Source organism: Thalassospira povalilytica (assembly GCF_002844235.1).
GTDB classification, from domain to species: Bacteria; Pseudomonadota; Alphaproteobacteria; order Rhodospirillales; family Thalassospiraceae; genus Thalassospira; species Thalassospira povalilytica.
Genome location: NZ_PGTS01000009.1, coordinates 169,149 through 185,159 on the forward strand (window position 1 = coordinate 169,149; position 16,011 = coordinate 185,159).

The following is a 16,011-nucleotide window of genomic DNA, read 5'->3' on the forward strand; positions in this document are numbered from 1 at the left end:
ATTATGCGGCCTCTGAGACGTAGCGTGACGCGTGCTCGCGCGCTTCGATTCGACCGACCGACGCACGCAGTTTGCGGCGTGCACGTCCAACACGCGATTTCACGGTACCGATTTCAACAGACATCTGATCGGCAGCATCCTGATAGGATACTTCTTCAACAGCGGTCAGCAGGATGGCCTGGCGTTCCTGTTCGGGCAATTCTTCAAGAACACGGTCGGCATCACGCAATTGCAGACGCGCCATCTGGTTGCTGCCATGACCATACACATCACCAAGATCATCCCAGTCGACCTGCGGGCCGCGGGTTTTTTCACGGCGCTTGCTGGAAATAAAGGTGTTGAACAGGATCCGGTGCAACCAGGCCTTAAGGCTCGTGCCTTCTTCGAACTGGTCCTTCTTGCTGATGGCTTTCAACAAAGTGTCCTGAACCAGATCCTGCGCAAGATCGGTGCTGCCGGTCAGGCGATATGCATGACGGCGCAGTGCTGGCACATGGTCTTCGATTTCGTTCATCACTTGAGTAGACATCACAACCTCCTTGTTCGGATGAACTTACCGTAACAAAAGAAAATGAAATTTAAAGTAAAATCGTATAGTTAACTTAGGCAATACAATGAACAAACAGCACATACACAACATTATCAAAACACATATCTGACACAATGTAGTTAAGTGCATCACGTTACATTATTTACTGCCTGTAATTACTTTACATTACTTACATCACTGCTCGAACTTACCGAGAGTCAGCAAGATGGTTGTCTTATGGAGGAAACGGAGGTAACGTAAGTTACTCCAAAATTTTTGAATGCCTTGATTTTCAAAGGCTTCAGGGGCTAATTAAAGCTCCTGAAATTGACAGGAAACCCCACGTGCCAACGCCGAAAAGAACAGAAAAGCTCCAGATCATGCTGGATGACGAGGAGCTTAAGGTCATTGATGACTGGCGCTTCGATCATCGAATGCCAACGCGTGCCGCCGCAATCCGTGAATTGATCCGCCGCGGTCTTATCGCCGAGGACGTCGAAGAACCGGACACAGAAGGCAAAAGCACGACAGATTTTCGTGTTGAGCCGGAATAAAACAAATCTTCCATGAAAAAGGCCCGTCAAAAGCGGGCCTTTTTCATATCCATTTTTTCCCAATACAGGACTTATTTTCCGGGAACGGAAATGTTTTTGGGTTTCTTTCCTTCGAAAATGCGGGCGATTCCCGCGCCGAATCCCAAAACCAGTGCCCACAATCCGTAATATCGCAAGGCCCGCGATATCGTAATGGCAATCAGAAAAAGCCAAACCGGATAGGACGCGGCCCCGGCTGCCAATGCGGCAATCTGCATGGGAACAGGTGTGACACTGACCAGAAAGACCAGCCAGAACCCGCCATCTTCGAATTTCGCCTGAAGTTCATCAAACTGTTGCTGACTGCCCATCATGTCAATCAGGGGCTGGGCCAGATCATCAAATAATGCCCAGGCCAGGAAATAAAGCCCGACCGCGCCGGCCACGCTGCCAGCCAAGGTCACCGTGGCGACGATAAAGCCGCGTGCACGCGATGCCGCCATCACCGGAGCAATCACGATTTCAATCGGAATCGGGATGATGGTTGTTTCAAGAAACGACGCCCCGGCAATACCGGCCAGTCCCTTGCGCCCGGCGGCAAGTTTTGCCAGCCGTTCCTGGGCTGCACGGAAAAAATCCCCGAGCCTTCCGAAAGAACGATTTTGATCGCTTTTCAAGATGATGTCCTTCCTGCCGCACAAAAAAGAACAGCCCGCCCAAAACGGGCGGGCTGTCACCCTCGGACGTCAATCGCCGAGTTCAGGTTGTGACGTCTTATTCGGCGGACTGACTGTCCGAGATGGCTTTCTGCGCATTTTCAAGTGCGTTCAGCGTATCGCGTTTGACGTCTTCCCACGTATCTGCCGATGCGTACTTGGCCGATGCCATGGCATCGCTCAACTCGTCGGTAGCGCTATCCCAGGCTTCTGCCAGTTCATCAACAGCGTCTTCGCTGTCATCTTTCACACGGGCAGACACGTCGTCATACTGATCACCAAGCTGGTCGGATTTTTCATCGACCCACGCCAGGAAATCTTCTTTCTGTTCAAAGGTGAAGTCTTTGGCTTCTTCATACTGGGCCGCAATCTTGTCGCCCAGCTTGTTGGCGTCCGACTTCATTGCATCATCGGTCTTGATCGTGCCCGATGCGTCGGTGGCATTCGCCGAACCGGCATAGGCCGGAACCGCAACACCCATCGACATAAGTACAGTACCAATCATCAGCGTTTTCTTGCTCAACATCACAACCTCCTTATTCATAATAGGCAGCACAATTACTTGCGCGCTGCTTACACTGACAAACGGATGGTGCAAAAGAATGTTCCAATTATGGTGATTTTATTTCATGGAACTTTTGAAAAAGGCCAACGTTTATATGGTCAAAGCGGCCCCGCCAAATCGCAATAAGGCACATGACATATATATATCGTGCCGTGCGGGGGCGCCTCAAAACCAAAGGAGTTTTAAAATGGCACATAGCAGTATGCAGACCGTTGCAAAGGAATTTCCCGTCGAAACCGGCGTGAACCGCAAGGATCGCCGCGAACTGGCCACGATGCTGACCCAGATCATTGGCTCGTCGCACGTACTCTATGCCAAAATGCGCGGTGTTCACTGGAACGTGGTCGGCCCGGCCTTCTATTCGCTGCATAAAATGACCGAAGAGCAGTATGAAGACCTGCATGCCGCCATTGACGATATGGCCGAACGTATTCGCGCCATCGGCTTTGCGGCACCGACCGGTCTTAAGGAAATGATGGAAAATTCTGTCATTTCTGATCAGGATAAGCTGCTTGAAACCAATGACATGGTTGCCGAGCTTGTTGATGACCACGAAAAAATGGCCCGCCTGATCCGTGACGGCGTTGCCGCAGCCGAGGAAGTCGATGACGTAAAAACCGCCGATCTTCTGACCGAACGCATCGGCGTGCATGAAGAAGCAGCCTGGATGCTGCGCGCAACGATTTCCTGATACATATATTATGAACCGGCGCCATCAGGCGCCGGTTCACCCCCGCCCCTCTCATCTTGTGAAAGTCCATTGCCGTGAAAAGTTCCGATCTGACCGGTAAGGTACATTTGCTGTTAACCCGCAAAAAGTTGCCTGATGACTGGCGTACCAATGGCGCAGAACCCCTGCGCACCGTGTTCGAAGATGCCGGTTATCAGACCGATCTTACGCTGTGTGACAATCCGGATGATATTTGCAAACACCTGAAATCCACTGCCAAACCCGGTGACATTGTCGCTGTGGGTGGCGGGGATGGCACCATCAATGCGGTTCTTGAAACCGTGATTGAAACCCGCACCGTTCTGATCCCCGTACCGCTTGGCACGGCAAACGACTTTGCGCGGACCCTTGGCCTGCCCGATGATCTGGTTGATGCCGCGCGCGCTGCCATTCATGGTCAGATCAGGATGCTGGATGTCGGGCGGGTCAATGACCACAGCTTTATCAATGCGGCCAGCATCGGTGTTCCGGCCGATGCGCGCAAACGGATCAATCCCGATCTTAAGCGCACCCTGGGCGCAATCAGCTATGCCGTTGCCAACTGGCAAAGCTGGCACGAAATGGATCCGCTGGATCTGACGATTACCTGCGGCGATGAGAAACCGCAAAAAATGAAGCTGCGCCAGCTGACCATTACCAATGGCCGGTATTTTGGCGGCGGCCTGCGTCCGAGCGAATCCAAAAGCCCGGAAGACGGTCTTTTGCACATGTTTGCCATTCGCGACAGTGTCGACACACTTAGTGGTCTTGATATCGCCGCCGAACTTTTATTCGGCTCGGTCGATAACAGCAGCTATGCGCTGACCATGGAATGCGACGACATCACGATCGAGGGCGAAGATGGCGCGCCGATCCTTGCCGATGGTGAAATTATCGGCAAATTGCCGGCTCGCTTTACCCTGCGCGCCGGTGCGCTGCCGGTTTTCGCCCCGAACAGCTATGTCGCTGAAGAAAACCGCAATCGCAGCGACATGCCCGAAACCATCGACCAGCAAAATGAAATCAATGATGTCGTGCGTGACACGGTTGATTTCACCTTGCGCCTTGAAGCCATCCTGCCGGTTGTTCATGACGGTCAGCTCAAATCGCTTTGTCATGACAGCACGCGCACATTGCGCGACCTGTATCGTCAGCTGGAATTAAGCTTGCGGCCCTTCGGGATCACCGCACCGTCACCCGATCCGGATTTGCACAGCCTTGAAGAACTTCGGGACCGTGTGATGGAGTGGCTGTTTGACAATGCCGATCAGCGCCTTGCAAACGGACTTGATCACCGAGCAAAGGAACTTGCCGCCGAACTTGACCATCTTGACCAGAATGCATTGCCAGATGACCTGAAAAAGCCGATTGCGACCCTGACACAGGAAATCGCAAATTTCCGGAAATCAATCGGCGACATCATCGCGAAATTCTGACGCAAAAAGGCAGCCCCAAGGGGCTGCTTTTTGATTTGGGAAACAGTGCGGTTAAATCAGTCCGAAAGCCCGGCCAGACTGCGGGCGAATGATTTGGCTTCGAACGGACGCAGGTCTTCGGCCGCTTCGCCAACGCCGATGGCGTGAACAGGCTTGCCGAATTTTTCAGCCAGCGCGACGACAACACCGCCCTTGGCCGTGCCATCAAGTTTGGTCACGATCAGGCCCGAGACATCGGTCGCCTCGCCAAAGGTTTCGACCTGGGAATGGGCGTTCTGACCGGTCGTTGCATCAAGCACCAGAAGCGTGTCATGCGGCGCACTGTCATCACGTTTCTTGATGACGCGAACGATCTTTTTAAGCTCATCCATCAGATGTGCCTTGTTCTGAAGGCGACCGGCGGTATCAATCAGCAACAGGTCGTAACCTTCGCGCTGGGCCTGATCGATCGCGTCAAAGGCAAGGCCCGCGGCATCCGCGCCGGTATCGCGCGCAATCACCGGGCAATCGGTGCGTTCGCCCCAGACCTTAAGCTGCTCGACCGCGGCGGCACGGAATGTATCGCCCGCCGCCATCATGACCTTGAGCCCCTGATCCTTATAGGTCTTGGCAAGTTTGCCGATCGTTGTGGTCTTGCCAGACCCGTTGACCCCGACAACAAGAACCACATGCGGCTTCTTGGACGCGTCAATAACCAGCGGTCTGGCAACCGGATCAAGGATTTTGGCGACTTCGTCAGCGATGAATTCCTGGATTTCGGCGGAGTCAACTTCCTTGTCGAAACGGGTTTTGGCCAGTTCCGCGCTCAGCTTGGCAGCGGTCGCAACCCCCAGATCCGATGTAATCAGAAGATCTTCGAATTCTTCAAGCGCATCGTCGTCAAGACGGCGCTTGGTGAAGATATCGGCAATCCCGGTGGTCAGTTTTGAGGAGGACCGCTTCAGCCCGTCTTTCAGGCGGCTAAACCAGCTTTTCTTCCCCTCTTCACTCATCCCACAAGCTCCGCTATCAGTTTTCCATCTTCAAGGCCGGTTACCTTGGCCTTGGCTATTGAGCCCGGTTCTATCACGCGATCAAGCAGAACGGGAGCAAAATGCTCGGTATGGCCGGTATTTTCCTTTTCGACCAACACATTCTCGATCATGCCGATGCGTGATTGCAGGAAATTGTTGAGCTGAATGTCACCTGCTTCGCGCAATGCGCTTGCCCGTTCCTTGCGCAGGTCCTTGGGCACCTGGGGCATCCGTGCCGCCGGGGTCCCCGGACGTGCAGAATACGGGAAGACATGCAGATAGATCAGACCGCACTCATCAACCAGACGCAGGGTGTTATCCGCCATTTCGTCGGTTTCCGTCGGGAAACCGGCAATGATATCGGCGCCGAATGTCACATCCGGGCGCAATTCACGAACTTTTTGGCAGAAATCGACCACATCCTGGCGCAGATGGCGGCGTTTCATGCGTTTGAGCACCATGTCATCGCCTGCCTGCAAACTGATATGCATATGCGGCATCAGACGCGGTTCGGTTTCAATCAGTCGAAACAGGTCTTCGTCCACCTCGACCGGGTCAATTGATGAAATGCGCAAACGCGGCAGTTCGGGCACCTGTGCCAAAAGCCGGCGCGACATCTGGCCCAATGTCGGCTGCCCCGGAAGATCATGCCCATAGGACGTGATATCAACCCCGGTCAGGACGACTTCGCCGTACCCGTTGGCGACCAGTTCGCGCACCTGGCTGACAATTTCACCCATCGGCACAGAACGCGAATTTCCACGACCATAAGGGATAATGCAGAAAGTGCAGCGGTGATCACAGCCGTTTTGAACCTGTACGAAGGCGCGTGCGCGGCCCTCGAAACCCGAGACCAGATGACTTGCCGTTTCTTCGACCGACATGATGTCATTGACGACAACGCGTTCATGTTCGGGCATCAGGAACGTTTCGGCCTTCATCTTGGCGTCATTGCCAAAGATGCGGTCGATCTCGGTCATTTTGGCGAATTTGTCGGGATTGACCTGAACAGCGCACCCGGTCACGAAGATCTTGGCATCGGGGTTTTCCCGGCGCAGGCGGCGGATGCTTTGCCGCGCCTGACGTTCGGCCTCGGTCGTGACCGCACAGGTATTGATAATGATCGCATCATCAAGGCCGGCATTTTTGGCATGGTCGCGCATCACCTCGGATTCATAGGTGTTCAGGCGACATCCAAATGTAACTACGCGCGGCTCTTTGGTGCTTTGCATTCTGCGATCTGTTGTTGGTTCGGGAAACTCTGCGCTTGCGCAACATTGTTGATGACTGCAAGTGCGGAACGCCCGGCACAGTCATCAGACCATGCCGGGCGCTGGTTACATACGCTTTTGAACGCTTCAATGCAAGTCTGCCACCGTCATGGCACACATGCAATGAAGTGCAAAACCACGCCCATTGCCCCAATCGACAGTAGAACTCGTGTCACTCGGCGGCAAAATTCCGGTTCCGGCCATTCTTCTTGGCGCGATAAAGGGCACTGTCGGCACGATCAATCAGCTTTGCCCCGCCTTCATTGGCGATATATTCCGCAGCCCCGACCGAAATGGTCATCTGGCCATAGGATGTCCCGGAACTCTTGGCCTTGATTTCGCGTGCGGCGATGCGTTTGCTCATATCTTCGGCCAGGGCCATGGCATCGCCAAGCGGGGTCTGGGGCAGCAGGATGGCAAATTCATCACCGCCATAACGCGCAACAATATCGCGCCCCTTGATATTGGCCTTCAGCATCGAAGCAATCAGAACCAGAATTTCATCCCCGATGCGATGCCCGAACCGGTCATTGACCGATTTGAACTGATCAAGATCGACCATCATCACACAAAACGGTTCGGGATGATCAGATGCATCATATTCCGCCGCCAGCAAGGTCAGCTGTTCTTCGAAATACATGCGGTTGGACACCCGCGTCAGGCCGTCGGTATAGGATCGCTCTCGGGTTTCATCGAGTTCACGCTGCAACATGGCAACACGGCTCAGATAACTATCAAGGCGCTTGTGCAAACCGTCGATTGTCTGGCGCATCTGATCGGTTTGATCGATGACCTCGGTCAGGATCGGACTTAGTTCACGGTGATCCTTAAGGGTCGCAAGTGACCGGCCAAGAAGATCGCCATATTTGCCAAGACCGGCACGCGCCGTACTCAGACATTCGTCGCTGTTTTCCACCAGCTCGGAAAAGTCTTCCATGCCACGTTGCAGGAAATCGGCAGCCTGACGGTCAAAGATATAACGGTAATAAAGCTGAAGCAGGGTGTCTTCGGCAAGTTGGTCGCCGCTGGCCTGGACCGCATCAATGACGCGCAAAATTTCGGGATTTTCTTCGGCGAAATAGACGAACCATACATGGTACAGCTCTGGCGTGGGGCGCAGGCCGCGCTCGCGCAGAGCCCTTAAAGTCGCATCCGCATATTCCCAGTGACGGGTTATCTGTTGGTCCGTCGTCGTCACCACGGTTGCTCCGGCTCGTTTTCGGTAATCATGTCAATGCACTACGCCAGAACGGCGTAAATCTGCGCATCAACATATCACGGAACCCGATATCCGTCGCGGGAAACTATACGAAAGTGGTGGTTCATTGCAGGGATCCGGTCCCGCCCGTCCGGCTGATCATTCAAGCCAGATTGGCAGGACCGGTACCCGTTGATCAGTTCCCGCGGATCATGGTCCCGGCACCGCGTTCGGTGAACAGTTCCAGCAACACGGCATGGGGGGCACGCCCATCGACAATCACGGCGGCCTCGACCCCGTTCTGTACCGCATCCATACAGGTTTCGGTTTTCGGGATCATGCCACCCTGAATGGTGCCATCGGCAATCATCTCGTTGATGTGGTCGGTATCGGCATCCCTTACAAGGTTTTTGTCCTTATCAAGAATGCCCTTCACATCGGTCAGCATATAAAGACGACGCGCACCGACCGCCTTGGCAATCGCCCCGGCCGCCGTATCGGCGTTGATGTTATAGGTCTGACCATCCTCGCCAACACCGATCGGTGAGATGACCGGGATAATGTCGGTATTGATGAAGCAATCAAGCACATGCGGATTGACCTTTGCCGGTTCACCGACAAAGCCCAGATCAAGCACCTTTTCGATGTTGCTTTCCGGGTCGCGCTTGGTCCGGGTCAGTTTGCGCGCCGTGATCAGATGCGCATCCTTGCCGCACAGACCGACACCGATGCCGCCAGCGGCATTGATGTTGGAAACGATTTCCTTGTTGATCTTGCCGGCCAGAACCATTTCGACAACGTCGATGGTTTGCTGATCGGTCACACGAAGACCGTCGACAAATTCCGACTGGATATTGAGCTGCTTGAGCATCTGGCCGATCTGCGGGCCACCGCCATGCACCACGATCGGGTTCATGCCGACCTGTTTGAGCAACACCATATCCTGGGCAAACAGGCGGGCCAGTTCCGGGTCACCCATCGCGTGGCCGCCATACTTGATCACGATCGTCTGACCGTTAAATCGTCGCATATAGGGAAGAGCCTCGGAAAGGACTTTGGCACGTGCCAGCGTCCGGTATGCGCTGGATTCCGATTGGTCTTCTTCAGAACGGATTTCTTCGTTCATCTCACTTCCCCATAATTAAGCGATGAACCTGACGATGTTACAGCAGCGTGGATATTTCTGCCCGCAATTCCGCAAGTCCGGTATTCTTCTCACTCGATGTCGCAAAAATCTGTGGCAAGGCGGCCGGGTGTTTCACCAGGGCATCGACCACTTCCTTGATGCGTTTTTCAAGCTGTCCCTTTTTTAGCTTGTCCGACTTGGTCAGCACAACCTGATAAGGCACCGCTGACTCATCAAGCAGCTTCATCATGTCCAGATCGGCCTTTTTGAAGCCGTGTCTGGAATCAATCAGCACGAACACACGACGCAGGGTCACACGCCCGCGCAGATACTGTTTGATCAGTGCATGCCAGGTATCGACGATATCCTTTGGCGCCTGGGCAAAACCATAGCCCGGCAAATCGACGACATAGCACGCGCCATCCAGATCAAAATAGTTCAGCTGCTGGGTACGTCCCGGTGTGTTTGACGTCCGGGCAATGTCCTTGCGGCCCGTGATCGCATTGATCAGGCTGGACTTGCCGACATTGGAACGTCCGGCAAAACAGATTTCTGTTTTTTCCTCGGGCGGCAACTGTTCGAGCTGCGCCACACCAAGAACGAAGTTAACCGGGCGGCTAAAAAGCTTCCGCCCGGCTTCGATTACTGAGTCTTCATGCTTCGGCATAGCAGTATCCGAGGGCAAATTTTCTTGTGTCATTGTCATTCCTTCCCCGAACTGGCGGGGATTTTCCCCCGAAGGGAAGATAAACCCGTAAAGGGTAGATGGGGGTTAAACCCCCATCTTGTACATGATGTAGCGCTGCTGAATGATCGACAGCGTGTTGTTCCATGCCCAGTAGATCACCAGACCAGCCGGGAAACTTGCCAGCATGAAGGTAAAGATGAACGGCAGGAACATCATGATCTTCGCCTGGGTCGGATCGGCCGGTGCCGGGTTCAGTTTCTGCTGCAGATACATGGTAAGACCCATGATCAGCGGCCAGACACCAATCATCAACATCTGGGGCGGATCCCACGGGATCAGGCCAAACAGGTTGAAGATCGTGGTCGGATCCGGTGCGGACAAGTCCTGGATCCAGCCAAAGAACGGCGCATGGCGCATTTCAATGTTCACAAACAGGGTCTTATACAGCGCAAAGAAGACCGGGATCTGAACAATAATCGGCAGACAGCCCGAAGCCGGGTTGATCTTCTCGCGCTTGTAAAGCGCCATCATTTCCTGCTGCTGACGCTGACGGTCATCCTTGAACTGTTCGCGCATCGCCGTGATTTTCGGCTGAAGCTTTTTCATCGCACTCATGGATTTGTACGACTTGTTCGCCAGCGGGAACATCACGGCCTTGACCAGAACCGTCAGCAGAAGAATGGCAACGCCGAAGTTGCCAACCAGATGGTTGATCCACTGCAGCATTTCAAAGAACGGAATGGTCAGGAACCAGAACCAGCCAAAGTCGATCGCACGATCGAGAAGCTTGATCGAAAATTCATCCTGATATTCGACCAGCAGGTTGTATTCCTTGGCACCGGCAAACAGGCGGCTTTCCGAGGATGCGGACGCACCATCGGCAACCGTGCGGGCCGAACCAAGGTAATCTGTCTGGAATTTGTCGGTATTGTTATCGATATGGTGGCTAAAGCGCGTGGTCATCTGTTCATCAGATGCCGGCGCCAGCGCGACCAGCCAATATTTGTCCGAGAAACCAAGCCAGCCGCCGGTGGTGGTTTCTTCAACCGCACCATCATCGGCAAGGGAATCGTATTTGTATTCCTCAAGGCTACCATTGATGACGCCGATCGGGCCTTCATGCAAAACAGCAAAGCCCGAAGTATGGGGCATGCCCTTGCGCGAGATCAGGCCATAGGGATGCAGGGTAACTTCCGCACCGCTATTGTTTTCGACCGACTGTTTGACGGTGAACAGATAGTTCTCGTCAATGGCGATTTCACGTTTGAAGGTCAGGCCCGCACCGTTGTCCCAAGACAGGACAACCGGGGTTTCCGAGGTCAGCTTGTCGCTGCTTGCCGTCCAGCGGGTGTCGCTGTTGGGAAGGGCGATGTTCCTGTCAGCGCCGACCCAGCCGAATTCGGCGAAATAGGCATCATCGCTGCCGGTCGGGTTCAGAACATGGATCAGCGGGCTGTCGGGTTCTTCGGTCTCGCGATAATCCTGAAGCTGGATATCGTCGATCACGCCGCCAACAAGGCGAATCGAACCTTCGATGCGCGGGGTATCAATCGCGATGCGCGGCGATTTCGCCAGTGCATCTTCACGTTTGACTGTCGGCACTGCCGGTCCACCGCCCGGTACACGCGGTGTACCGTTTGATACCTGCGGCGTGTTGGTGCCGTTTGCATCAAGCTGTTCACGAACTTGCGCCTCGCGAACCTGGGTATCAGGCTCCGGCGCAAAGAAGAATTGCCACCCGATAAGAATCACAACTGCCGATGCAATTGCCACCCACAGGTTACGTTGTTCGTTCATCGCCTCTTTCCGCTTTGCTCAGCCAGCACGCGCCGACCGCTTATTCTATTTACATGACGAAAGCGCCGGGGACCGGTTTTCACCGTCCGACGACGCTTTGTTTTGTTCGCAGCCACATCCGGGCACGGGATCATAACCATGACCACCCCATGGATGGCAACGCATTATCCGTTTAAATCCCATCCAGCCGCCTTTTATTGCCCCGTGACGGGCCAATGCTTCTATCATAAATGCCGAACAGGTCGGCTGATAGCGACAGGACCACCCGATATAAGGCGACAAAAACAGCTGGTAACCGCGAACAGCGATTTGAAGAAGACGGGCTACGAAACCGGGTGCGGGAGTCCGGGAGGTCATTTTGACTGGCCTCCTGCCTTTGTCTGGGCACTGGACGGATTGCCACCGCGTCCCTTGCGGGGACGGCGCGAATCCGGTGCTGACGGTTTGGCATCAGGAACCCGACGCAGAGCAAACTTCATATCATCAATCAGCTTGTCAAACGGCCGATCAATGGTTTGGGCACGACCGATCACGACATAATCCCAACCGGGTAATGCGAGTTCGCTCATCAATTGCTCTGCCACAGCACGCAAACGCCGCCGAACGCGATTGCGGACGACGGCCTTTCCCACCTTTTTGGTGACGGTAAATCCGACTCGTGCGAATCGATCTTCACCGGCGTATTCTGTATCCGGCTTGATCCCCGGGCGCGGTGCACCCTGAAGGATCAACCCTTGTGTAACCCATTTTCGGCGGGTGCCCGCAACACGGAGGAATTCCGCACGCTTTTTAAGGCGTTCCACCGAAATGGTCACAACATTAGGCCGACAGACGCTTGCGGCCCTTGGCGCGGCGTGCGGTCAGCACACGGCGGCCACCGACGGTCGCGCTGCGGGAACGGAAGCCGTGGCGGCGTTTCCGTACGAGTTTGCTTGGCTGGTAGGTGCGCTTCACTGCACTTACTCCGTTCTAAATAAGGTAATCCGATAAAATTCGAGGTCCGCTGTATAGGGCTTCACACAATGGCTGTCAACTCGTGACAGGGTGATTCCCCCCAGAAAACCGGCAATGCCGCCGGGATTTCGTCCCGACGGCACCCGAAATGTGAATTCGTTACCACTCGATACGTTCGACATTGGAGAAAGTCAACTCAGAACCATCCGAAAAGACGATGGTTCCCGACGAATCGGTGGAAAGTTCAAGCGAGTGTTTCTTCGAATCGGTGATTGTCCCTTCATCAAGAATCAGGGTCCAGTCACACGAGTCGAGATGGCCACCCCCAACACCATGCAATTCGATGGTATCGGTCGTCCAGCCGTTGGCACCACCATCTACATGGTCCTTGCCATCGCCCATATTAAAGATGAACAGATCCGAACCGCCGCCGCCATACAGGGTATCATCCCCGATGCCGCCTATCAGCGTATCGTCGTCATCCCCGCCAAGCAGAAGATCGTTACCGTCCCCGCCACTTAGCGTATCGCGCCCGGCACCGCCCGAAAGGGTGTCGTCGCCTTCTTCGCCATACAGCTTGTCGTCACCGCCACCGCTATCGAGTGTGTCGTTGCCCGACCCGCCATAGAACGTATCCTTGCCCCAGCCCCCGGTCAGGGTGTCATTGCCAGAACCACCATCGAAATAGTTGTCACCACCATCGGCATTAAGAATGTCATTGCCATCGCCGCCAAGGAAGGTGTCATCGCCCCAGGCCCCATGGATGGAGTCGTTGCCATCCCCGCCCCAGACGGTGTTTTTGCCGCTGCCAACGTCGATATTGTCGTTGCCCGACCCGGCCGAGACCGTGTCATTGTCACTGCCCGCCGTGATGGAGTCATTGCCGCTGCCGGTTTCGATATAGTTGCGACCCTCGCCAGCGCCGATGGTGTTGTTGCCGTCTCCGGCAAAGATTTTGTCATCGCCGGAACCGACACTGATGCTGTCGTCTCCTGCGCCGGTCCAGACGGTATTGCGCCCCTCACCGGCAGAGATTTTGTTATCTCCGCCTTCGTCATAGATGATGTCGTCGCCAGAGCCGCTGCTGATCGTGTCATTCCCGGTGCCGGTCCAGACGACATTGCGGCCTTCGCCCGCACTGACAAAGTTGTCACCGTCGCCGCCAATGATCGTGTCATTGCCACTGCCGGCATACAGGGTGTCCTTGCCGTCACCGGTTTCGATATAGTTATTGCCTTCATTGGCATAAATGATGTTGTCACCATCGCTGGCAAAGATCTTGTCATGACCGCTTCCAGCCGTGATGTAATCATTGCCGGCACCGCCATAGATGGTGTTGTTGCCTTCGCCGCCATGCACCGTGTCATTGCCGGAACCGGCATCTATATAATCATGGCCGTCATCACCGGTGACACTGTCATCACCGTCCCCGGCATAGATCACATCATTGCCATTCCCGCCCCAGATCGTGTCATTGCCGGCATTGGTCGATACCGTGTCATGACCGCCACCGGCACCGATGGTATCGTTGCCCGAACCGGTTTCGAAGGTTTCATTGGCATCCGTCCCCCACAGGGTTTCGTTGCTGTCTGCCAGTTCTTCGATCGTGACTTCCAGAATGGCCGTTGTCGTTGCCGTATCGTCACCATCCCGGGACTGAACAGACACCGTCAGTTCGAACGTACCGGAATAGTCGCTTGCCGCGGTGATGGTCAGCCCGACCAGCTGTGCAGCCCCAAGCGTCCAGCTTCCATCGCCGTTATTGGTTCCGGCAGACAGGCGTGCGCCATCGGGAACCCCGGAAATCGTGATCGACAGGGTTTCACTGCTGTCCGTGACCGCAGCATCAATATCAAGCGGAACACTGTTGCCTTCATCCCCGCTGGCGTCCGACACCTCAAGCGTTGGTGTATCGGCAACGCCGGCAACGTCCACAGTAATGGTGTCATTGACACTCGCACTGTCATTGCCATCGGCTGATGTCACCGTGACGTTCAGATCGAACGATCCGGAATAGTCATCGGGCGGCGTGATGGTCAGGCCGTCAAGATCGCCTGCCGACAGGGTCCAGGTGCCATCACCATTATCGGTTCCGGCCGACAGGGTCGCCCCATCGGGCACACCGGAAATCGTCACCGACAGGGTTTCGGATGCGTCGCCAAGCCCGGCACTGATATCAAGACCGATCGCGCTGTCTTCGTTGCCCGATGCGTCGGAAACCGCAAGGTCCGGCGCATCGGCAACCGCGGTCACACCAACCGTGATGGTATCACTGATGCTTGATGTGTCATTGCCATCGGTCGATGTGACCGTCACATCCAGATCAAACCCGCCGGAATAATCTTCGGGCGGTGTGATGGTCAGGCCGTCAAGATCGCCTGCCGACAGGGTCCAGGTACCATCACCATTATCGGTTCCAGCCGACAGGGTTGCCCCATCGGGTATACCGGAAATCGTGATCGAAAGGATTTCGGACGCGTCGCTCAACCCGGCGCTGATATCAAGGCTGATCGCGCTGTCCTCGTTGCCCGATGCATCGGCAACCTCAAGACTTGGCGTATCGGCAACCCCGGCCACATCAACCGTGATGACGTCACTGGTTGATGTACTGTCATCACCAGACGTTGAAACGGCAGTAACCGACAGATCAAACGACCCGGAATAATCATCGGCCGGTGTGATCGTCAGACCTTCAAGCTGGTCCGAACTCAGCGTCCAGGTGCCATCACCATTGTCGGTTCCTGCCGACAAAGTCGCCCCGTCCGGAACGCCCGAAATCGTGATCGTCAGCGTTTCGGTGCTGTCATTCAGCCCAGCAGCAATATCAAGCGAAATGCTTGTATCTTCATTGCCGCTTGCATCGGCAACCGACAGGGTCGGGCTTTCTGCTGACGGGTCATAAAGTTCGCCATCGACATAGATTTCAAGATTTTCGACATTGTCGACTTCGACACCCAGTGCCTCAAGCGTAAGGCTGCCCTCACCGCCAGATGCAATGTGGTCCTGCAAATCCTGAAGCGCATCAAGAACACCATCGCCCGAAAGCTGTTCCGAGGTCAGATACAGCTTCAGGGTATCGGTCTGACTACCACCATCAACAATGCCCGTGCCCTCGCCGGTCAGATCGACCGTATAGCGGATTTCATCCGACCCTGATTCGCCATACAGCTTGTCATCGCCCGACCCGATCAGGATATCGTTCGAATTCCCGCCATAAAGCGTATCGGTGCCCTCACCGCCATCAAGGGTGTCATGACCGCTGCCGCCAAGGATGGTGTCGTTGCCCGCACCACCATCAACGGTGTCGCTTGAACTTCCGGCATCGATGTAATCATCCCCGGCACCGCCGGTAATCGTGTCTTTGCCGCCGCCGCCAAAGATGGTGTCATTGCCTTCACCGCCATCGACAGTGTCATGCGAACCACCGGCATTGATGTAATCGTCACCGGCACCACCGGTTATCGTGTCCTTGCCGC

General features: G+C 55.0%; 15 protein-coding genes and 1 pseudogene. 3 read left to right on the top strand and 13 right to left on the bottom strand.

All coding sequences use genetic code 11. The annotated features are described in order from the left end of the window. Position 1: 1 nt before the first annotated feature. Positions 2-529: an RNA polymerase sigma factor gene (locus tag CU041_RS19750; protein WP_068517288.1), complete on the bottom strand. Its 528-nt coding sequence runs from the start codon at positions 527-529 to the stop codon at positions 2-4. Between the two features lie 344 nt (positions 530-873). Between CU041_RS19750 and CU041_RS19755 the strand changes: the two genes are divergently transcribed. Then, positions 874-1,083, top strand: coding sequence for a hypothetical protein (locus tag CU041_RS19755; RefSeq protein WP_101248171.1), 210 nt, complete (start codon positions 874-876; stop codon positions 1,081-1,083). A gap of 71 nt (positions 1,084-1,154) precedes the next feature. Here the strand turns inward: CU041_RS19755 and CU041_RS19760 are convergent, their stop codons facing one another. After that, a complete protein-coding gene (locus tag CU041_RS19760) occupies positions 1,155-1,739 on the bottom strand; it encodes a YqaA family protein (RefSeq protein ID WP_101248172.1) in 585 nt (194 codons plus the stop codon). Between the two features lie 97 nt (positions 1,740-1,836). Further along, positions 1,837-2,304, bottom strand: a complete 468-nt coding sequence (locus tag CU041_RS19765; RefSeq protein ID WP_101248195.1) for a hypothetical protein — start codon at positions 2,302-2,304, stop codon at positions 1,837-1,839. 226 nt (positions 2,305-2,530) lie between these two features. On the opposite strand from CU041_RS19765, the gene CU041_RS19770 reads away from it, so the two are divergent. Together CU041_RS19770 and CU041_RS19775 are read left to right on the top strand one after the other, a co-directional pair. Beyond that, positions 2,531-3,034 carry a Dps family protein gene (locus CU041_RS19770; protein ID WP_068517290.1) on the top strand — a complete coding sequence of 168 codons (504 nt, stop codon included), beginning with the start codon at positions 2,531-2,533 and terminating at the stop codon, positions 3,032-3,034. A gap of 74 nt (positions 3,035-3,108) precedes the next feature. Further along, positions 3,109-4,488 carry a diacylglycerol/lipid kinase family protein gene (locus CU041_RS19775; RefSeq protein ID WP_101248173.1) on the top strand — a complete coding sequence of 460 codons (1,380 nt, stop codon included), beginning with the start codon at positions 3,109-3,111 and terminating at the stop codon, positions 4,486-4,488. Between the two features lie 56 nt (positions 4,489-4,544). On the opposite strand, the gene ftsY is transcribed toward CU041_RS19775, so the two are convergent. From ftsY to CU041_RS19825, 10 genes and pseudogenes are all read right to left on the bottom strand, one after another. Beyond that, positions 4,545-5,480, bottom strand: a complete 936-nt coding sequence (ftsY, locus tag CU041_RS19780; protein ID WP_101248174.1) for a signal recognition particle-docking protein FtsY — start codon at positions 5,478-5,480, stop codon at positions 4,545-4,547. Next, a complete protein-coding gene (gene mtaB, locus CU041_RS19785) occupies positions 5,477-6,733 on the bottom strand; it encodes a tRNA (N(6)-L-threonylcarbamoyladenosine(37)-C(2))-methylthiotransferase MtaB (RefSeq protein WP_101248175.1) in 1,257 nt (418 codons plus the stop codon). The genes ftsY and mtaB overlap by 4 nt, the downstream gene beginning before the upstream one ends. Before the next feature lie 211 nt (positions 6,734-6,944). Beyond that, positions 6,945-7,970 carry a GGDEF domain-containing protein gene (locus CU041_RS19790; RefSeq protein ID WP_101248196.1) on the bottom strand — a complete coding sequence of 342 codons (1,026 nt, stop codon included), beginning with the start codon at positions 7,968-7,970 and terminating at the stop codon, positions 6,945-6,947. Positions 7,971-8,166: 196 nt separating this feature from the next. Next, positions 8,167-9,096, bottom strand: coding sequence for an acetylglutamate kinase (gene argB / locus CU041_RS19795; protein ID WP_068517295.1), 930 nt, complete (start codon positions 9,094-9,096; stop codon positions 8,167-8,169). A gap of 37 nt (positions 9,097-9,133) precedes the next feature. After that, a complete protein-coding gene (gene yihA, locus CU041_RS19800) occupies positions 9,134-9,796 on the bottom strand; it encodes a ribosome biogenesis GTP-binding protein YihA/YsxC (protein WP_101248176.1) in 663 nt (220 codons plus the stop codon). A 72-nt stretch (positions 9,797-9,868) separates the two neighbouring features. Continuing rightward, complete coding sequence (yidC, locus tag CU041_RS19805; protein WP_068517296.1) at positions 9,869-11,581, bottom strand: membrane protein insertase YidC; 1,713 nt, start codon at positions 11,579-11,581, stop codon at positions 9,869-9,871. A gap of 45 nt (positions 11,582-11,626) precedes the next feature. Next, positions 11,627-11,938 (bottom strand): membrane protein insertion efficiency factor YidD, encoded by a 312-nt coding sequence (gene yidD, locus CU041_RS19810; protein ID WP_101248177.1) that lies wholly within the window; start codon positions 11,936-11,938, stop codon positions 11,627-11,629. Next, positions 11,935-12,396, bottom strand: coding sequence for a ribonuclease P protein component (rnpA, locus tag CU041_RS19815; RefSeq protein ID WP_068517297.1), 462 nt, complete (start codon positions 12,394-12,396; stop codon positions 11,935-11,937). Before rnpA ends, yidD begins: the two co-directional genes overlap by 4 nt. A gap of 4 nt (positions 12,397-12,400) precedes the next feature. Next, positions 12,401-12,535 carry a 50S ribosomal protein L34 gene (gene rpmH, locus CU041_RS19820; protein WP_007091264.1) on the bottom strand — a complete coding sequence of 45 codons (135 nt, stop codon included), beginning with the start codon at positions 12,533-12,535 and terminating at the stop codon, positions 12,401-12,403. 159 nt (positions 12,536-12,694) lie between these two features. Beyond that, a pseudogene (locus tag CU041_RS19825) lies at positions 12,695-16,011 on the bottom strand (hypothetical protein); the annotation flags it as partial.

Bases quoted from the DNA above. Each gene is read 5' to 3' on its own strand.
- CU041_RS19765 (WP_101248195.1), bottom strand. From the start codon at position 2,304: ATGTTGAGCAAGAAAACGCTGATGATTGGTACTGTACTTATGTCGATG.
- argB (WP_068517295.1), bottom strand. From the start codon at position 9,096: ATGAACGAAGAAATCCGTTCTGAAGAAGACCAATCGGAATCCAGCGCA.
- CU041_RS19750 (WP_068517288.1), bottom strand. From the start codon at position 529: ATGTCTACTCAAGTGATGAACGAAATCGAAGACCATGTGCCAGCACTG.
- CU041_RS19770 (WP_068517290.1), top strand. From the start codon at position 2,531: ATGGCACATAGCAGTATGCAGACCGTTGCAAAGGAATTTCCCGTCGAA.
- yidD (WP_101248177.1), bottom strand. From the start codon at position 11,938: ATGACCTCCCGGACTCCCGCACCCGGTTTCGTAGCCCGTCTTCTTCAA.
- ftsY (WP_101248174.1), bottom strand. From the start codon at position 5,480: ATGAGTGAAGAGGGGAAGAAAAGCTGGTTTAGCCGCCTGAAAGACGGG.
- yihA (WP_101248176.1), bottom strand. From the start codon at position 9,796: ATGACACAAGAAAATTTGCCCTCGGATACTGCTATGCCGAAGCATGAA.
- yidC (WP_068517296.1), bottom strand. From the start codon at position 11,581: ATGAACGAACAACGTAACCTGTGGGTGGCAATTGCATCGGCAGTTGTG.
- mtaB (WP_101248175.1), bottom strand. From the start codon at position 6,733: ATGCAAAGCACCAAAGAGCCGCGCGTAGTTACATTTGGATGTCGCCTG.